The organism is Spirosoma endbachense (assembly GCF_010233585.1).
Classification (GTDB): domain Bacteria; phylum Bacteroidota; class Bacteroidia; order Cytophagales; family Spirosomataceae; genus Spirosoma; species Spirosoma endbachense.
In genome coordinates this window covers 6,601,263-6,617,213 of the sequence record NZ_CP045997.1, presented here as the reverse complement: position 1 = coordinate 6,617,213, position 15,951 = coordinate 6,601,263, and the positions used below count along the sequence as shown (strand labels likewise).

Here is a 15,951-nt window from a genome sequence, read left to right as displayed (position 1 = left end):
GAGGAAATAATTAATTAATGTCAAGATTTTCTTGCACAGAATAAAGACTTATCCGTATGTTTAGCATTAAAGTAGGTATTCTATAAGTTAACTATTTATTAACCAGCCACCTATGCAAAAATCAATTACTCACACATTCCTCCTGCCTGTGCTTTTCTGCTTGTTTTGTGTGGGGGCTATGGCTCAAACGCGAATTTCAGGCAAAATAACTGCGGAAGCGACGAAAGAGGAATTAGCCGGTATCAGCATTATCGTTAAAGGAAAAGTTATTGGTACGATAACTGACCAGAAAGGTAATTTTTCCTTAACAACGAATACGCCTACTCCTTTCACTATTGCTATCTCGTCGATTGGTTTTCAGTCGCAGGAAGAGGTGATTAATGGCGATCGAAGTGATCTGAACTTTGCGTTGAAAGAGCAGGTCAATTTAGGGCAGGAAGTCGTTGTATCGGCCTCACGGGTCGAGGAAAGTGTGCTTAAATCGCCCGTATCGGTCGAACGGCTGGATATTCGAGCGTTTCAGGCTACGCCATCAGCGTCGTTTTATGATGCGATCCAGAATATAAAGGGCGTTGACATGAGCACCCAAAGTCTGACGTTCAAATCAGTCAACGTACGTGGTTTTGGCGCTAATGGTAACACAAGGGTTGTCCAGTTACTGGACGGGATGGACAATCAGGCACCGGGCCTGAATTTCTCCGTTGGCAACATTGCCGGTGTGTCGGAACTGGATCTGGAAAGCGTTGAACTCTTACCTGGTGCGGCCTCTGCGCTCTACGGCCCCAATGCTATCAATGGTTTACTCTTAATGACATCGAAAAGTCCGTTCCAGTATCAGGGGCTCAGCGCCTATGTGAAAGGCGGAGTAATGAATGCCAGCAATCGGTCAACGGCAACCACACCCTACTATGATGCGGCCTTTCGTTATGCCAAGGCATTCAATAACCGTCTGGCTTTTAAGGTAGGCATTTCGTACCTATCGGCTAAAGACTGGCAGGCGACCGACTATCGGGACCAGGGATTCTCTAATGGCTATACGCTTGAAACGGGTAACCGGGCTAATAATCAGGGTTACGATGGTATCAATATCTACGGTGATGCCAGTGCTAACCTGTATTCCAATCTCTATGGCAATGGGCAGCCCGGTACTGGGGCCGACGGTTCATCGCAGATATTGGGCCTGATTGCCAGTACGCCAATTCCGCAGGCAGGTAATAGAACGTTGCCGCAACTGACTGGCCTTACGCCCCAACAGATCTTCAACAACATTATTCCGAACCTGAATATCTCGCGGACAGGCTATCAGGAAAGTGAACTTGTCAATTACGATGCTACTAACCTAAAGCTAAATGGAGCTTTGCATTACCGTTTGAACGAGAACGTAGAAGCTATTCTGCAAGCAAACTGGGGTACTGGAACGACGGTTTATACGGGGGCCGATCGCTACTACATCAAAGGCTTTAAGTTAGGACAGTATAAACTCGAACTGAAAGGATCTAACTTCTTTGTACGGGCTTATACCACGCAGGAACGCTCGGGCGATGCTTATGCTACTGGTATATTAGGACAGGGGATCAATGAAGCCTGGAGTGGTAGTGCTGCCAAGTGGTTCCCGACCTACTTTGGGACTTATGCCCAAACGGCCTTTCAGGGCTATACCACCGCTTTTTTAACGGCTCTCGGTTCAGGACAGTCGCCTACAGCTGCGCTGGCTGCTGCACAGGCAACGGTTACAAACCAACAAAGTGCCTGGCTTAATGTGGCTCGGGGCGCGGCTGACCAGGGGCGTTTATTGCCCGGTACCGCTGGTTTCCAGCAGGCTTTCGATGCTGTAACAGGGAAGCCTATACCGGGCGATGCAACGGGCGTAGGTGCCCGGTTTCTTGACAAAACCAATCTCTACCATGGTGAAGCAATGTATAACTTCAGCAAGGTAATTGACCCAAAATTGATTGAATTGATCGTAGGTGGAAATGTGCGCCGATATGCTTTGAACTCAGAGGGGACCCTGTTTGCCCGTGACGAAAACGGCAAAGAGTTTACGATCGATGAATATGGGGTTTATGCGCAGGCATCGAAAACACTGGCTGATGTACTCAAACTCACGGGATCACTTCGTTACGACAAAAATCAGAATTTTAAAGCGCAGGTAAGCCCTCGTTTATCGGCGGTATTGACAGTGGCCAAGGTGCATAATTTCCGGGCATCATTTCAGCGTGGTTTCCGCATACCAACAACGCAGGATCAGTACATTGATTTGACTACACCTACTGCACATTTAATAGGTGGTCTGCCTTTGTTTAAGCAGCGCTATAATTTTGCTGGTAGCCCCATTTATACCCTTCAGTCTGTACAGGCATTTGGAGCAGCTTTGCAGACGGGTGGTGCTGCTGCGTTGCCACAAGCCCTCGGATTACTTAAAACCGCTGTTGATACTGGCTATGACCCTGAGCGGGTAGAAACGTATGAAGTGGGTTATAAAGGGCTGATTGGTAATAAGTTATTTATTGATGCTTATTATTACTACAATCGATTCCTTAATTTCCTGGGTACACAAACGGTAGTACAGGGAAGGCAGCCAGTTTCGCCAACGAACCCGACGTCAACGTTACAGCTTATCAGTGCAGCAACTCGTAACGTATATTTCTATCCTGTCAATTCGACAACCCAATTGAAAAATGCGGGTTGGGCGATTGGGTTGGATTATCTGCTACCAGGCAATTATAATATCGGAGCCAACGTATCGTCGAACTATTTAATTGATCAGGATCAGATTCCGACTGGATTCGTGACATTCTTTAATACGCCGAAGTATCGGTATAATCTGTCGTTTGGCAACCGGAATATTGCGGGCAGTAACTTCGGATTTAACGTTGTATGGCGGGCACAGGATTCATTCCGGTGGGAGTCAAGCTTTGCCAATACTGAAGCTACAGGCCGTCAGCAGACAATTATACCGGCATACAGTACGCTGGATGCTCAGATTAGCAAAAAAATACCTGGTGTTAAGTCTATTCTGAAAATTGGAGGCACCAACCTCATCGGGAAGCTGTATCAGCAGTCATGGGGTAATCCAAGTGTTGGTTCGATGTACTACATCAGCCTAACCTTTGATCAACTGATGAATTAAACCGGGTAAACGCTAAAAAAGCGTCGCTGCCATAAGATCTGGCAGCGACGCTTTTTTGTTTTATGTGGTTTCCATACTAATTGGCTGGCATTATAAAGATTGTATGCCCTTTATTGATGGATCAACGGGCCTCGCTTGAACTCATTTACGAGTTATCCGGACACAAGCTCCCAAAAATACGGGTGAGAAATCGAACTTTTACGCTTCGAATGACCGTTGCCTGATCGTTTGGTAGATCATTCTCTTTTTCCATTACGCTATTGATTGATTCTACACCTTCCAATCCTTCAGAGCCACCGGTACCCCCATTATCGGATACGGATTCAGCGTTACCACGCCGACTAAATCTGCTTCAGGGCACAGCCCTGAACATGATTGATATGGTCGGAATCGGCCCGTTTGTCGTGTTACCTCTGGTTATTAAAACGCTGGGTGGGCCTCAGTTTCTGTGGGCCTGGATATTAGGAGCGTTCGTTTCGGTGATCGATGCGTTTGTCTGGGCAGAATTGGGCGCTGCGTTTCCGCAGGCGGGGGGAAGCTATAATTTTCTGAAAATTTCGTACGGCGAAAAACGCTGGGGGCGTTTGCTATCCTTTTTATATGTCTGGCAAACACTCATTCAGGCTCCTTTAGTAATGGCTTCTGGTGCGATTGGTTTTGCGCAGTATATGTCTTACCTGATGCCGCTGGAAGAGTGGCAGCGTAAAGCGGTTTCTGGCGGAGTTGTCCTGGTTATTATCGTATTACTATACCGGAAAATCGACTCGATTGGGAAAATCGGGTTGATTATGTGGGGAGCAGTGCTGGTAACCCTGGGCTGGATTATTATCGGCGGATTAAGCAATGCCAGAATTCCGTTGTCCGACACGTTTGAGTCGATGAGTTCAGTTAGTGGTGGATTGCTGGCAGCTGGTCTTGGTCATGCGTCCGTGAAAACAATTTATTGCTATCTGGGCTATTATAACGTTTGCCATTTAGGTGGTGAAATTCAGCGGCCAACTCGTAATATTCCTGCCAGTATGTTTATTTCCATTGCTGGGATTGCTGCTCTTTACTTACTCATGAATCTCAGCGTAGTCAGTGTGGTGCCTTGGCAGGAAGCCCAAAACAGTGATTTCATCGTTAGCCTCTTTATCGAAACGCTCTATGGACCAAAAGTGGCTCAATTTGCTACAATCTTGGTGTTGCTAGTGGCTTTTTCGTCTTTATTTGCGGTCTTACTCGGATACTCACGGGTGCCTTATGCCGCTGCTGTTGATGGGCAGTTTTTTCCGATCTTCGCCCGTTTACACCCGACCCGCCAATTCCCTTATGTTTCGTTGCTGTTTTTGGGCGGATTAGGTTTCGTCTTTAGCTTACTTTTTCGCCTTGGTGATGTTATTACGGCCATTCTGGCTATGCGGATCATTGTGCAGTTTGTCGGACAGGCCATTGGTTTATTACTCCTCCACCGCCGACGGGCAATTACCGAATTTCCGTTTCGGATGCCGCTTTATCCATTGCCGGTGCTTTTAGCGATCAGCGTATGGCTCTTTATTTTCTTTTCAACGGGCCTGACATTCATGCTCTCCGGGCTCATTGTCATTAGTGTCGGCATAGTAGCGTTCCTGATCTCAGCCGGTTTGCGTCAGCAATGGCCGTTCAATCGGAGCGATACGGCTATGGGACTACACGAAGATCAATCCAGCTAACATCGTCTTCCCCATTGAGGTTATTGCCGGTAGGATTTGCTGACCCTGGCGTTGAGTCAGGATCCAGCGTAGAAACTGACCAGATCTGAGCCGCGTTCATAATAGAACCGGTTGTATTGGGTATTGCTGTAAACACCATCTGGGCCGATCCGCCTGCGGATAGTGAATTGATCGTTCCTTCGATAATTGTGTAGTTAGCTCCTGTTGCTACTACAATAGCGCCTGTGGGCGAATTGGTTAGGGTCAGCCCTCGTAATGTATCGCGTACCACAATAGTATTCGCTGATAATCCCCCGGCATTTGTAACTGTGACGGTAAACGTAACTGGCTGACCATTTGCTGGAGTACGGGTATTCACGCTCATAAGCACAGACAGATCAGCTTTTGCGGGGTCAGGAGTTGGCTGACCGGAAATAACGGTAGGGAGAGGTGTCTGATTCGGATTGGGCGAAGCATACACTATTGAGCTGCTGAGTGAGGTACGAATATCTACTGTTGCTGCATCGTCCTGGCCGTCACCGGTTCCTGATCCCGGTTGTGAATTAGGGTCGTATAGACTGCTGGTTACTATCTGGGCCGAATTGACATAGACACCCGGTTGAGTAGGCATTAACTGATACACAAATGTAGCCGAGGCCCCACTGTTGAGCGCTATGCCGCTGCCACTTACGGCTGTGCCCGAACTTGATACACCAGCATCACTACTGACAAAGCTAAGATTGGGCGGCAGCTTGTTTTGCCAGCTAATGCCTGTTGCATTAGAAGGACCTCTATTCTGTAGAGTTACCGAAAAGCTGACCGGTTGATTCGTGGCTGGCGTTCGGGTATTCGTTTGCATACTTAACCTAAGGTCTGCCGAAGGTAGAGCAACAACTTGTATCTGATAATCTTCCGTTTCGCCGTAGAGATAGATTCCGCACGGATCGGTAGGAATGGTATTGTATGCGTCAACTACTCGTAACGCCAAATTACCGCCCGTTAAATTGGCCGGGAATGTGATGCTTCCCGAAAATTGCCCTGTAAGTATGGCAGGCGTCTGGTAGAGGAGTTCGTTACTTTCATACGAACCATTCCGGTTCAAATCTGCCCATATTGTAACTCCCTGCTTATAGTTTGACGGTATTAACGTCACGGTGAATGATGACGATTGCCCGGCCACTATCGTTGTAGAAACTACTGTGCTGGAGTTATACCCTCCTAATGAACAACCAGAATTTTGGCTCAGTATACTGCTATTCAGTACAAAACCATTTAAGCCGTCACCTTCTGTGCAGGTATAGGAACTGTAGATCGGATGGCAGGTCGGCGTCGTAACACTGGCCGTTGGGCTGATTCCCTGCGTAGTGGCGTTTGATGGTTTGATACGATAATAATAGGTGGTTAAAGGGGCCGTTTTTGTGTCTGTGTAACTGGTACTGTTGGGAGCTACACCGCCAATGGACACGAAACCAGTGTTAGGCAAGGTAGACCGTTCAATGAAATAGCCCATTTCATTGGCTCCATTATCCTGCCAGGCTATAAATACGTTACCATTATTGATAGTAGCCACGACGTTACTGGGTGCTGAAACGCTCGTAGGCGGGCAATCCAGTGAATAAGCGGTGTGTGTTTGGCGCAATGCCAGCCCTGCCTGCATTCGATCATACTGCCCCTGCGTGAAATCATGCGTGCAGGGAAAGTAGTACGACATAATGTTAGTCGTTGATGGTGCAAAAGAAGCCCCTTGCGAATCTTTAGCGGTGCCATTATACGTTTCGCAGCCATTGATATAAATTGTGGTTGCACCCGGTAAGCCATACGGGTCGGCAGGGGTGTCGCACAACTCGTCGCCCGCCAATGCGCAGTTAGCGCCTGCACCTCTGGTTACCAATTCGTCGGTACCAGTGCTCAGGTTGCCAAACGTATGAAATAAACCAAAATTATGGCCAAGCTCGTGCGGAAGTAAGCGGTTACCCAGATCGACCTCATCCGACTCATTCAAAATAAATGAACGCGTTGCCTGAATTGTGTTGTCCGGGAAATACGCATAGCCTCCTAATCCACTCTGGCTAAAGGCATTGACATAATATTGATTTAAGGCATTGGTAGCATCGTGTCCATTAACGGATGTTTCATTAAAGGCCGGGAAGCTGTTATAGAGATTATCGTTATCTATATATTCGGGTGAAGTGCCGCAAAAATAAAATTGAATGCCACTACCATTGAGCAGGTAGTAGCTATTCGTAGTAGCTATAATATTATTCATTTTGGCCAGCGTTATGCCACCAGTACCATCGCTACGGCGGTAAATGTGAGGGCGAATTGGCACATAGGTAAGGCTGGCCAGCGGCTGGCCCGAAGCCTGCTTCATACTTAAAGCGAATGCTGCCAGACTAGTAAGTGTATGGCGTTCTTTGGCAGATAAATCGGGTGTAGCACACACTAGCGAAACGCTGGACGGAGCACGTTGAGCCGACGAAAAAAATGGAAGCAGAAAGCCAAGGCAAACAGTCCATACCCGTAAATAATATACCATTCCTATGAAATCGTAGTTAGAAAGGCGGCATTTGTTTATCAAATCTCAATTATTGTAGCTCCAATAACAACAGGCCATGCTACTTTTTACTAGTGTTTTGATTATATGGGTAAATGAGCTGGGAGCGAAGGTTTAAAAGTACAAGATTTAACCTATCTAAATAATATAGTGAATAAAAAGTCCTATAGCCGACATTGAAATAGCTATACTGTCTCTGCATAGCGCTCAGTTAAGCAGAGACAGTATAGCTATTAGCTATTTCAATGCCTCAAATAAAATCTCGGCAGGGTGCTTAGCTTTACGGGCTGTACCATCTTTAATCTGGTGACGGCAGGAGGTGCCGGGGGCGGCAATAATCACATCGTCGGGCTGCTGACGAACAGCTGGGAACAGGACAAGTTCTCCAATCTGCATGGAAACCTCGTAGTGTTCAGCTTCGTATCCGAATGAACCAGCCATGCCGCAACAGCCCGAAGGAATCAGTTGTGTCGTGTAGTTCTGAGGTAATGACAACGCCTTTTTTCCGGGCACCAACGATGATACTGCTTTTTGCTGACAATGCCCATGCAGTTTAATAAGCCGTTTTTCATCCGTGAACTGCTCCGTTCGGATGCGCCCGGCGTCTGATTCGCGAGCGATAAATTCTTCAAAGGTTAACGCATTTTGAGCCAGATGCTTAGCATCGGCCACCAGTGATTCATCAACTAGATCAGGATATTCGTCGCGGAAGGTCAGAATGGCCGAAGGCTCCAGTCCAACTAATGGAGTTTCGGCTGTAACGACATCCTTCAACAATCGGATATTACGTTCGGCCAGCGTTTTTGCGTATTTAAGCATCCCTTTCGACAGGGCAGCACGACCGCTTTCGCCATGCTCAGGAATGACGACGGTATAACCCAGCCGTTCAAATAACAGAATCGCTTTCTGACCAACTTCAACGTCATTATAGTTTGTGAACTCGTCGCAGAACAAAAAGAGTTTCTGGGTTGTAACGGTTCGTTTCGGGTCTTTATCCGAGCGACCGGATGCCCAGCTCTTTAACGTTGTATTACTCAGTAAAGGCATTGTTCGGTCGGGGTGAAAACCAACCACTCTGTTGGCAATGCGCCGGAGCGATGGTGTTCCTAATACGCCGTTCCATGCCCAGGGAACAAGTGCCGCCACACTCGACAGCCGGGCAAAGTTAGCGATCAGCCTCGACCGGATGGGTACACCGTTTGTGTCGTAGTATTGTTGCAAAAATTCGGCTTTTAACTTTGCCACGTCCACATTCGATGGGCATTCGTTCTTGCAGCCTTTGCAGGACAGGCATAAGTCGTATACCTCTTTAATTTCTTCGTGATCAAAGCGATTTTCCTTCGGTGAGCGCGTCAGCATCTCCCGCAGAATATTAGCCCGCGCCCGCGTCGTATCCTTCTCATTACGGGTTGCCATGTAACTAGGACACATTGTTCCGCCAGATACCTGCGTTTTTCGACAATCGCCCGAACCATTGCACTGCTCAGCATGCTGTAGAACATTTTGGTCTTTATAGCGAAAATAAGTCTTAAACTCGGGTGTTTGCTGGCCTGCTTCATACCGCAGGAACGTGTCCATCGGGGGCGTTTCAATAATTTTGCCAGGATTAAAAATACCATCGGGGTCCCAGGTATGTTTAATCTGCCGCATTAGTTCATAATTATGCGGTCCAACCATTTGCGGGATAAATTCTCCCCGCAATCGCCCGTCGCCGTGTTCACCGGAAAGCGAACCATCGTATTTTTTTACCAGCGTTGCAATTTCTTCGGCAATCATTCGGTATTGCCGGTGTCCTTCTTCCGTTTTGAGATTGATGATCGGGCGAAGGTGTAATTCTCCCGACCCTGCGTGAGCATAGTGCACGGAATGCATGTTATGCTTTTTCAGAATCTCGTTAAAATCGTGAATGTAGTCGGGCAGATCGTGGACATCTACGGCCGTATCTTCAATGACGGCTACCGCTTTTTCGTCGCCGGGGAGGTTACCAAGCAGGCCGAGTCCGGCTTTGCGGAGTGTCCAGATCTTTTTTGTATCCTCGCCAAATAGTAAAGGGTAATGGTAGCCTAAGTTTGCCGCCCGTAGCTCAGCTTCCATTTCGGCTGCCAGCGACTCAATTTCGGCACGGGTATCGCGCGAAAGGTCTACAACCAGAATGATCGGAAAATGGTCTGTGGGTGTTTTTTGGACAAAAAAGCTGTTTTTTCGTTGTTCAGGATTAGAATCAGCCCGTTCCAGAATAATGTCATCAATTAATTCAACGGCGTAGGGCTTATAATGAAGCGATACCAGGGTAGCCCGGAGTGCCTCATCAATCGAATGACAATGGATACAGACTAACCCGCTTTCTTTAGGCGGGAGCGGAACAAGGTTTAGTTTAATTTCTGTCAGAAAACAAAGCGTTCCTTCTGAACCGGCAATGAATTTGGCCAGATTAAATGGCTCTCCACCCGGTGTAAATGGTTCCATATCGAGCAATGCGTCTAAAGCATAGCCCGTATTCCGTCGTTCGATGGTCTTTTTGGGGAAGTTCCGGCGGATTTCCACCTGATTTCCCGGATCAGACAAAATCGCGTTTGTCTTCAGTATTATGTTATCGGCCACCGTTGCGGAGCCATTCTTACGGCTTGCTTCACTGACCTGTTTTGTAAAATCCCAGCTACTCAAACTACTAAACTCTACTTCTTCTCCATCGGCCAGTAGCGCTTTTACGGATAAGGTATGCTCGCGGGTTGCCCGGTAGACGACCGAGTTCGATCCGCAGGAATTATTGCCGACCATACCACCAATCATAGCTCGGTTTGCCGTGGAGGTTTCGGGCCCAAAATATAGGCCATATGGTTTTAGAAACAGATTCAACTCGTCTCTGACAACACCTGGCTGGACACGTACCCAATGCTCTTCGGGATTGACTTCCAGAATTTTTGTAAAGTGTTTGGATACGTCGACAACGATGCCGCTGCCGACAACCTGCCCCGCCAGAGATGTTCCGGCTGTGCGTGGAATGAGCGATGTTTTATGCTGTCGGGCAAAGGCAATCAGTGTCTTTAAATCATCAATTGTTTTGGGCACAGCAACAGCCGTTGGTACTTCACGATAGGCCGACGCATCTGTCGCATAAAGTGTACGATAGGTACGGTCGTCGTAGACATTGCCGGACAGTTTTTCAGACAAACGGCGTATAACTTCTGAATCCATAATACTAAAACAGTGGCATCTGCCAGAATTTAAGCAAAATTAGCTGTTAATACGCCAAAATTATCAACCGGACCTGTGAAATTCATAAGTCTGTTTAACAGGAAATAGTTATAATAATTTGACGCATTCATATTAATTATCTACTTGATTATAAAGAAGATATATTCTAAATAAGTAATTAGTAAAATATAATCGATCAGATTCAATTCATGGTTTTTAACAATAATTATGATACAATATTGACTTTAGTTAATCCGATTTTAACTATAGTCGTTGTATTTTAAGGATGAGATTTAGTAATTTGCCATCTGGTTCAGGTATATGTTCTATAAAATCTAACCAAGTTACCAAAATAATCGAGGATGGGTGCAGCCCTGTTCGGCGGTGAGTATTTTGGGAAACGAAGCGGATAAATAGCATACCATCTTTAACCTAAATCAACATACCATATTTTAAACTTTTTACTGTAAACCTATGATGGACAAATCCTACACTAGTAGCCACTTTGGTGGTTACGTAGGTCAGGTTGGGACTACTCAACCCCAGCTATTTGCGCGGAAAACGGCTTTTGGTTTTCTGTCGATGCTGGTAATGATTATGCTACTTGGTAATTCGGTAGCATGGGCGCAGGGACGTACCGTAACAGGTAAAGTAACAGACCCTACTGGGTTTGGTTTACCAGGGGTAAGCGTTCAGTTAAAAGGGACACAGCGGGGAGCAACAACTAATGGAGATGGTGTATACTCTTTAGCGAATGTACCAGATAATGCCACACTTGTATTGAGTTTTATCGGTTACGTAACGCAAGAGGTAGCAGTAGGCGATCGTTCAACCATAGATGTAAAACTGGTTGACGATACCAAAGCTCTTCAGGAAGTGGTTGTAGTCGGCTATGGTACGCAGAAAGTAAAAGATGCTACTGGATCAGTGGCATCGTTAGGTACCAAAGACTTCAATAAAGGGGTTATATCTTCGCCAGAACAATTATTACAAGGCCGTGTGTCGGGCGTTCAGATTACCCCTTCCAGTGGTGAACCAGGTGCAGGTATCAATGTCTCAATTCGGGGTGCGGTTTCTCTGCGTGCTGGCAACAACCCATTGTTTGTTATTGATGGTGTGCCTCTCGATGGTGGTGATACGGGCGTAACGACGGATTTTGGTGGTGGTACATCGCCCCCACGTAACCCCTTGAGCTTCCTGAATCCATCTGATATCGAAAATATTTCGGTACTTAAAGATGCTTCAGCTTCCGCGATTTATGGCGCTCGAGGTGCCAATGGTGTGGTGTTGATTACAACAAAAAAAGGAAGAGTTGGTCAGAGCGACCTTACATTCTCGGCCTCGGCCAGTGTAGCCTCGGCCTACAAGCGGTATGATCTTCTGAATGCACAGCAATTTCTGGCTGGTGTAACAGCGGCTGGTGGTGATCTTAGCCAGGTTGACAAAAAAGCCTCTACGGATTGGCAGGACCAGATTTTACGGACGGGTGTTACCCAGAACTATAACGTCGGTTTTGGCGGTGGTAACGAAAATACCCGCTATCGGTTCTCTGTTGGTTATCAGGACCAGGAAGGTATAGTCAGAAATTCGGGTCAGAAGCGGATAACCGGCCGTATCAATGCCAGTCATGACTTGTTTGATCACAAAGTAACGCTGGCATTAAATGCAACGACTTCGAACCTTCAGGACCAGTATGTTCTGAATACCACGAATGCGGGTGCTCAGGGGAATTTGATTGGAGCAGCCATTCAGGCTAACCCAACCTATCCGGTTACCAACCCTGATGGGACATTCTATCAACCTGGTGGTGACTTCCGTAATCCGGCTGCTATTCTTGCCTATGATCGCGACCGGGGCGAAACCAACCGGACGCTGGCAAACGCGAGTTTAACCTGGCAGATCCTGGAAGGATTACAGTTCAAAGCTAACTTTGGTATTGATAATGCAACCGCAGTACGTCGTACGGAACTCGATTCGCGTCTGGGAGGTAACTTTAACCTGGCGATCAGTAATAACCAGGTTTCCGTTCAGGGCAATGGGGCTGCTATTATCAATAATAAGTACCGCACCTCAAAGCTGGTTGAATACACACTGAATTATAATACGAAGATAGCTGGAAATAGCCTGGAAGCTCTGGCTGGCTTTTCATATCAGAAATTCAACAACCAGCAAAACACAGCCCTGGCTAGCTATTTTGGCTATAACCTGGATGTAATTAGCTATACAGACAATCTGGGCGGAGCGAACGGACTAACCTATAAGGCATTTGGTGCAACATCCGATCACTCGCAGAATGATCTCCAGTCCTATTTTGGCCGTGTTAACTATAGCATTCAGGATAAATACCTGATAACCGCTACGTTACGGGCTGATGGTTCGTCCCGGTTTGGGATAAATAATAAATATGGGTATTTCCCCTCACTGGCAGGAGCGTGGCGTTTGTCGCAGGAAAGCTTTGTGCCAAAGAGTATTTTTGATGACCTCAAACTACGGGTTAACTACGGTGTTACGGGGAATCAGGACTTTGCAGGGGGCGTATCGAAGATCATCTTTACCCGGAACTCAGATGGGTCAACTGTGCAGGATAACAACCCGAACCCCAATATCAAGTGGGAGCAGAATACAACCTATGGCGCTGGTCTTGATTTCACCGTGTTGAAAGGTCGGTTAAGTGGTTCTGTCGATTATTTCAACAAATCGACTACCAACCTGCTATTTCAGGTGTTTTATGCACAGCCGGCTCCTGTTACTTACAAATGGGTGAACCTGCCCGGTGAAGTTATCAACAAGGGAGTTGAAGTTTCGCTGAATTTCCAGGCCGTTCAAAAACAAAAGTTCAGCTGGGAAGTCGCAGCGAATGCTACATTCCTGAAACCTGTTGTGCAGGGGATTGGCACATCTATACCAACAGGGCCAATTGACGGACAGGGCCTTTCGGGTGCTTTTGGGCAGACCATTCGGGACGGCTATGCGCCATTCTCGTTCATTATGCAGACCTATACTGGCCTCGATGCCAATGGGCTGGGTACGTATGCTGATGGTGGTGCATCGAAAATTCAGGGTGATCCATTTCCCCGGATGCGGTTTGGCTTAACGAACAATTTTACGTTTGGCAAATTCAACGCCAGTCTGTTCTTCAACAGCCAGTTTGGGGGCTATGTTTATAACAATACCGCAAACGCGCTCTTCCTGAAAGGATCTCTGAAAAACGGCCGCAATGTAACGCAGGATGTAGCCAGCAGTAGCGAAAGTCCCTTGAACTCAGGTTCAGTATCGACTCGTTTCCTTGAAAAGAGCGATTTTGTTCGGTTAGCCAATGCCTCGGTTAGCTATGCGTTTACGTTGCCACAGGGTGGTTTTGCAAAAACATTGAGCCTGTCGCTGTCTGGGCAAAATTTGTTGCTTATTACGAGCTACACAGGCCTTGATCCAGAGGTGAACACGATCAAAACGCTCAATAATATTCCGTCGCTGGCGATTGACTACACACCTTTCCCATCGCCACGTACAGTTACGCTGGGATTAAATGTTGGATTTTAAAAACTAATTGTATGAATTTTTCGTATTTCCAATACGTAAGCAAACTGGTTTTCTTGGAGATATGAAGGGCTCGAATTAGGCAAAAACCATTTAATAAAACTATTCATGGAGTTTACTAAATATCAAACAATCACGTTATTGAGCGCCACGCTGTTGCTTGGTACAGCGGGTTGTTCTAAACTGGATGATACTGTTCTGGGAAAACTATCTTCAGAAACAGCTAGTTCTACTTCCGTTCCCATCGATCCAGCCAGTTCGTTGCAGGGGGCTATTTCAGCTCTTAATGCGTTGGCTAATGGTCAGGGTGGAACTTATGCAATGGAAGAACATCCGACTGACGAAATGCAGGGCCCTACGCGGGGAACAGACTGGGATGACTTCGGTACCTGGCGCAAGCTGCATCAGCATACCTGGACACCTGAACACGTTGAGATCAACAATGCCTGGGACAATTTGAACAGCGGTGCTTTTAAGGCTACGCAGACAATTTCAGTAGCTGGGAGCGATGCCGCTATTAAAGCGCAGGCGCAGTTTTTGCGGGCGTTCTTTATGTTCTATGTCGTTGATTTATACGGACAGGTTCCGGTTCGTGAAGCAACAGATGCCGCTGATGCAAACCCTAAAGTGCTTGATCGTTCAGCAGCTACTGACTATATAGTCGCAGATTTAACAGCGGCTATACCGAATCTGCCAACTGTAACGGCAGCTACCAACAATAGAGGGTCTAAAGAAGCAGCTCAGTTCCTATTGGCTAAAATACTGCTAAACAAAGCTGTATATAAGCAACCAGCCGCTTCGCCAGCCGGTCCGTTTACGTTTGCAAAGGCTGATATGGATGCTGTCATTGCAGCCTGTAATACGGTTATTGCATCGGGTAAGTTCTCATTACAACCGAAAGGCGCGTATTTTGATAACTTCTCGCCCAGCAACTCAACAGCATCCAAAGAGAACATATATGTCATCGCGAATGACAATTCTGCTCAGCCAGGAAACGTGCGTAACCGTTATTACATGACGTTGCACTATAACCAGCAACCAAGTAGCTGGAACGGTTTCACAACACTGGCTGATTTCTATAATAGCTTTGATAAGGCTGATGAGCGTTTAGGCAAAGCTGTTACGGGCATAACGGACAGTATAGGCGTGCGGGCTGGTTTTCTGGTGGGTCAGCAATTTGATAAGAAAGGTGCCCCGCTGAAAGATCGAAGTGGTAACCCACTCGTTTTTACGCCTGATGTTAATCTCTCTTATGCGCTGGAGGCTAAAGGAATACGGGTAGTTAAATACCTCCCTCAGCCAGGCTTTCTGGACAATCCTGCGAACGACTATGTATTCTTTCGTTATGCTGATTTGCTGCTAATGAAAGCAGAAGCCATTCTGCGCGGTGGGACCGATCCATCCGGACAGACAGCTGAACAGATTGTAAACAATTTGCGCACAACGCGTGGTGTCGCTGCTAAGACGCCAATTGATGCAAAGGCTCTTTTGGCCGAGCGTGGATTTGAATTGTACTGGGAAGGCTGGCGTCGGAATGACCAGATTCGTTTTGGTACCTTCCTCGATCCGGTAGATAACCGCCCTTCGAAATCGGCTGATACGAAAGTATTATTCCCAATTCCACAACGTGCCGTTGATAGTAATCCGAATCTGAAACAGAATCCCGGATACTAGGCTATCTTAACTAGATTGATTAAACAGCAGCCTGATAGTGGGCTGCTGTTTTGTTTCTTGTCAACTGGGATACCTGACAGTTAGTAAGCCATGACTTTTGCAAAACGCCGTGCTACCGCTGGCAGACTATGGCTTTATGAAAGTCATGCAAATCAGAAAGATACACCAACGCATTCGTTAAAAACGTATTG

The 15,951-nt window shown here is 46.8% G+C and carries 6 protein-coding genes; 4 read left to right on the top strand and 2 right to left on the bottom strand.

Annotated features, from left to right (window positions below; all coding sequences use genetic code 11):
* The first annotated feature begins 112 nt into the window (after positions 1 to 112).
* Both GJR95_RS27005 and GJR95_RS27000 read left to right on the top strand, forming a co-directional pair.
* Positions 113 to 3,130, top strand: coding sequence for a TonB-dependent receptor (locus GJR95_RS27005; protein WP_162388813.1), 3,018 nt, complete (start codon positions 113 to 115; stop codon positions 3,128 to 3,130).
* Between the two features lie 260 nt (positions 3,131 to 3,390).
* Positions 3,391 to 4,821, top strand: coding sequence for an APC family permease (locus GJR95_RS27000; RefSeq protein WP_232540875.1), 1,431 nt, complete (start codon positions 3,391 to 3,393; stop codon positions 4,819 to 4,821).
* Here GJR95_RS27000 and GJR95_RS26995 read toward each other — a convergent pair.
* Both GJR95_RS26995 and GJR95_RS26990 read right to left on the bottom strand, forming a co-directional pair.
* The gene (locus GJR95_RS26995; RefSeq protein ID WP_162388812.1) at positions 4,790 to 7,336 is read right to left on the bottom strand and encodes a GEVED domain-containing protein; all 2,547 of its coding nucleotides are present in this window, start codon (positions 7,334 to 7,336) and stop codon (positions 4,790 to 4,792) included. The two genes, GJR95_RS27000 and GJR95_RS26995, sit on opposite strands and share 32 nt — an antisense overlap.
* Positions 7,337 to 7,591: 255 nt before the next feature.
* The gene (locus GJR95_RS26990; RefSeq protein WP_162388811.1) at positions 7,592 to 10,549 is read right to left on the bottom strand and encodes an FAD-binding and (Fe-S)-binding domain-containing protein; all 2,958 of its coding nucleotides are present in this window, start codon (positions 10,547 to 10,549) and stop codon (positions 7,592 to 7,594) included.
* 474 nt (positions 10,550 to 11,023) lie between these two features.
* Between GJR95_RS26990 and GJR95_RS26985 the strand changes: the two genes are divergently transcribed.
* Entirely contained in the window at positions 11,024 to 14,089 is a 3,066-nt protein-coding gene (locus GJR95_RS26985) for a SusC/RagA family TonB-linked outer membrane protein (protein ID WP_162388810.1), read from the top strand.
* A 105-nt stretch (positions 14,090 to 14,194) separates the two neighbouring features.
* The gene (locus GJR95_RS26980) at positions 14,195 to 15,760 is read left to right on the top strand and encodes a RagB/SusD family nutrient uptake outer membrane protein (RefSeq protein ID WP_162388809.1); all 1,566 of its coding nucleotides are present in this window, start codon (positions 14,195 to 14,197) and stop codon (positions 15,758 to 15,760) included.
* Positions 15,761 to 15,951: the final 191 nt, after the last annotated feature.

Excerpts from the sequence above, each read along its gene's own strand:
- GJR95_RS27005 (WP_162388813.1), top strand. The coding sequence starts at position 113 with ATGCAAAAATCAATTACTCACACATTCCTCCTGCCTGTGCTTTTCTGC.
- GJR95_RS26995 (WP_162388812.1), bottom strand. The coding sequence starts at position 7,336 with ATGGTATATTATTTACGGGTATGGACTGTTTGCCTTGGCTTTCTGCTT.
- GJR95_RS26990 (WP_162388811.1), bottom strand. The coding sequence starts at position 10,549 with ATGGATTCAGAAGTTATACGCCGTTTGTCTGAAAAACTGTCCGGCAAT.
- GJR95_RS26985 (WP_162388810.1), top strand. The coding sequence starts at position 11,024 with ATGATGGACAAATCCTACACTAGTAGCCACTTTGGTGGTTACGTAGGT.
- GJR95_RS26980 (WP_162388809.1), top strand. The coding sequence starts at position 14,195 with ATGGAGTTTACTAAATATCAAACAATCACGTTATTGAGCGCCACGCTG.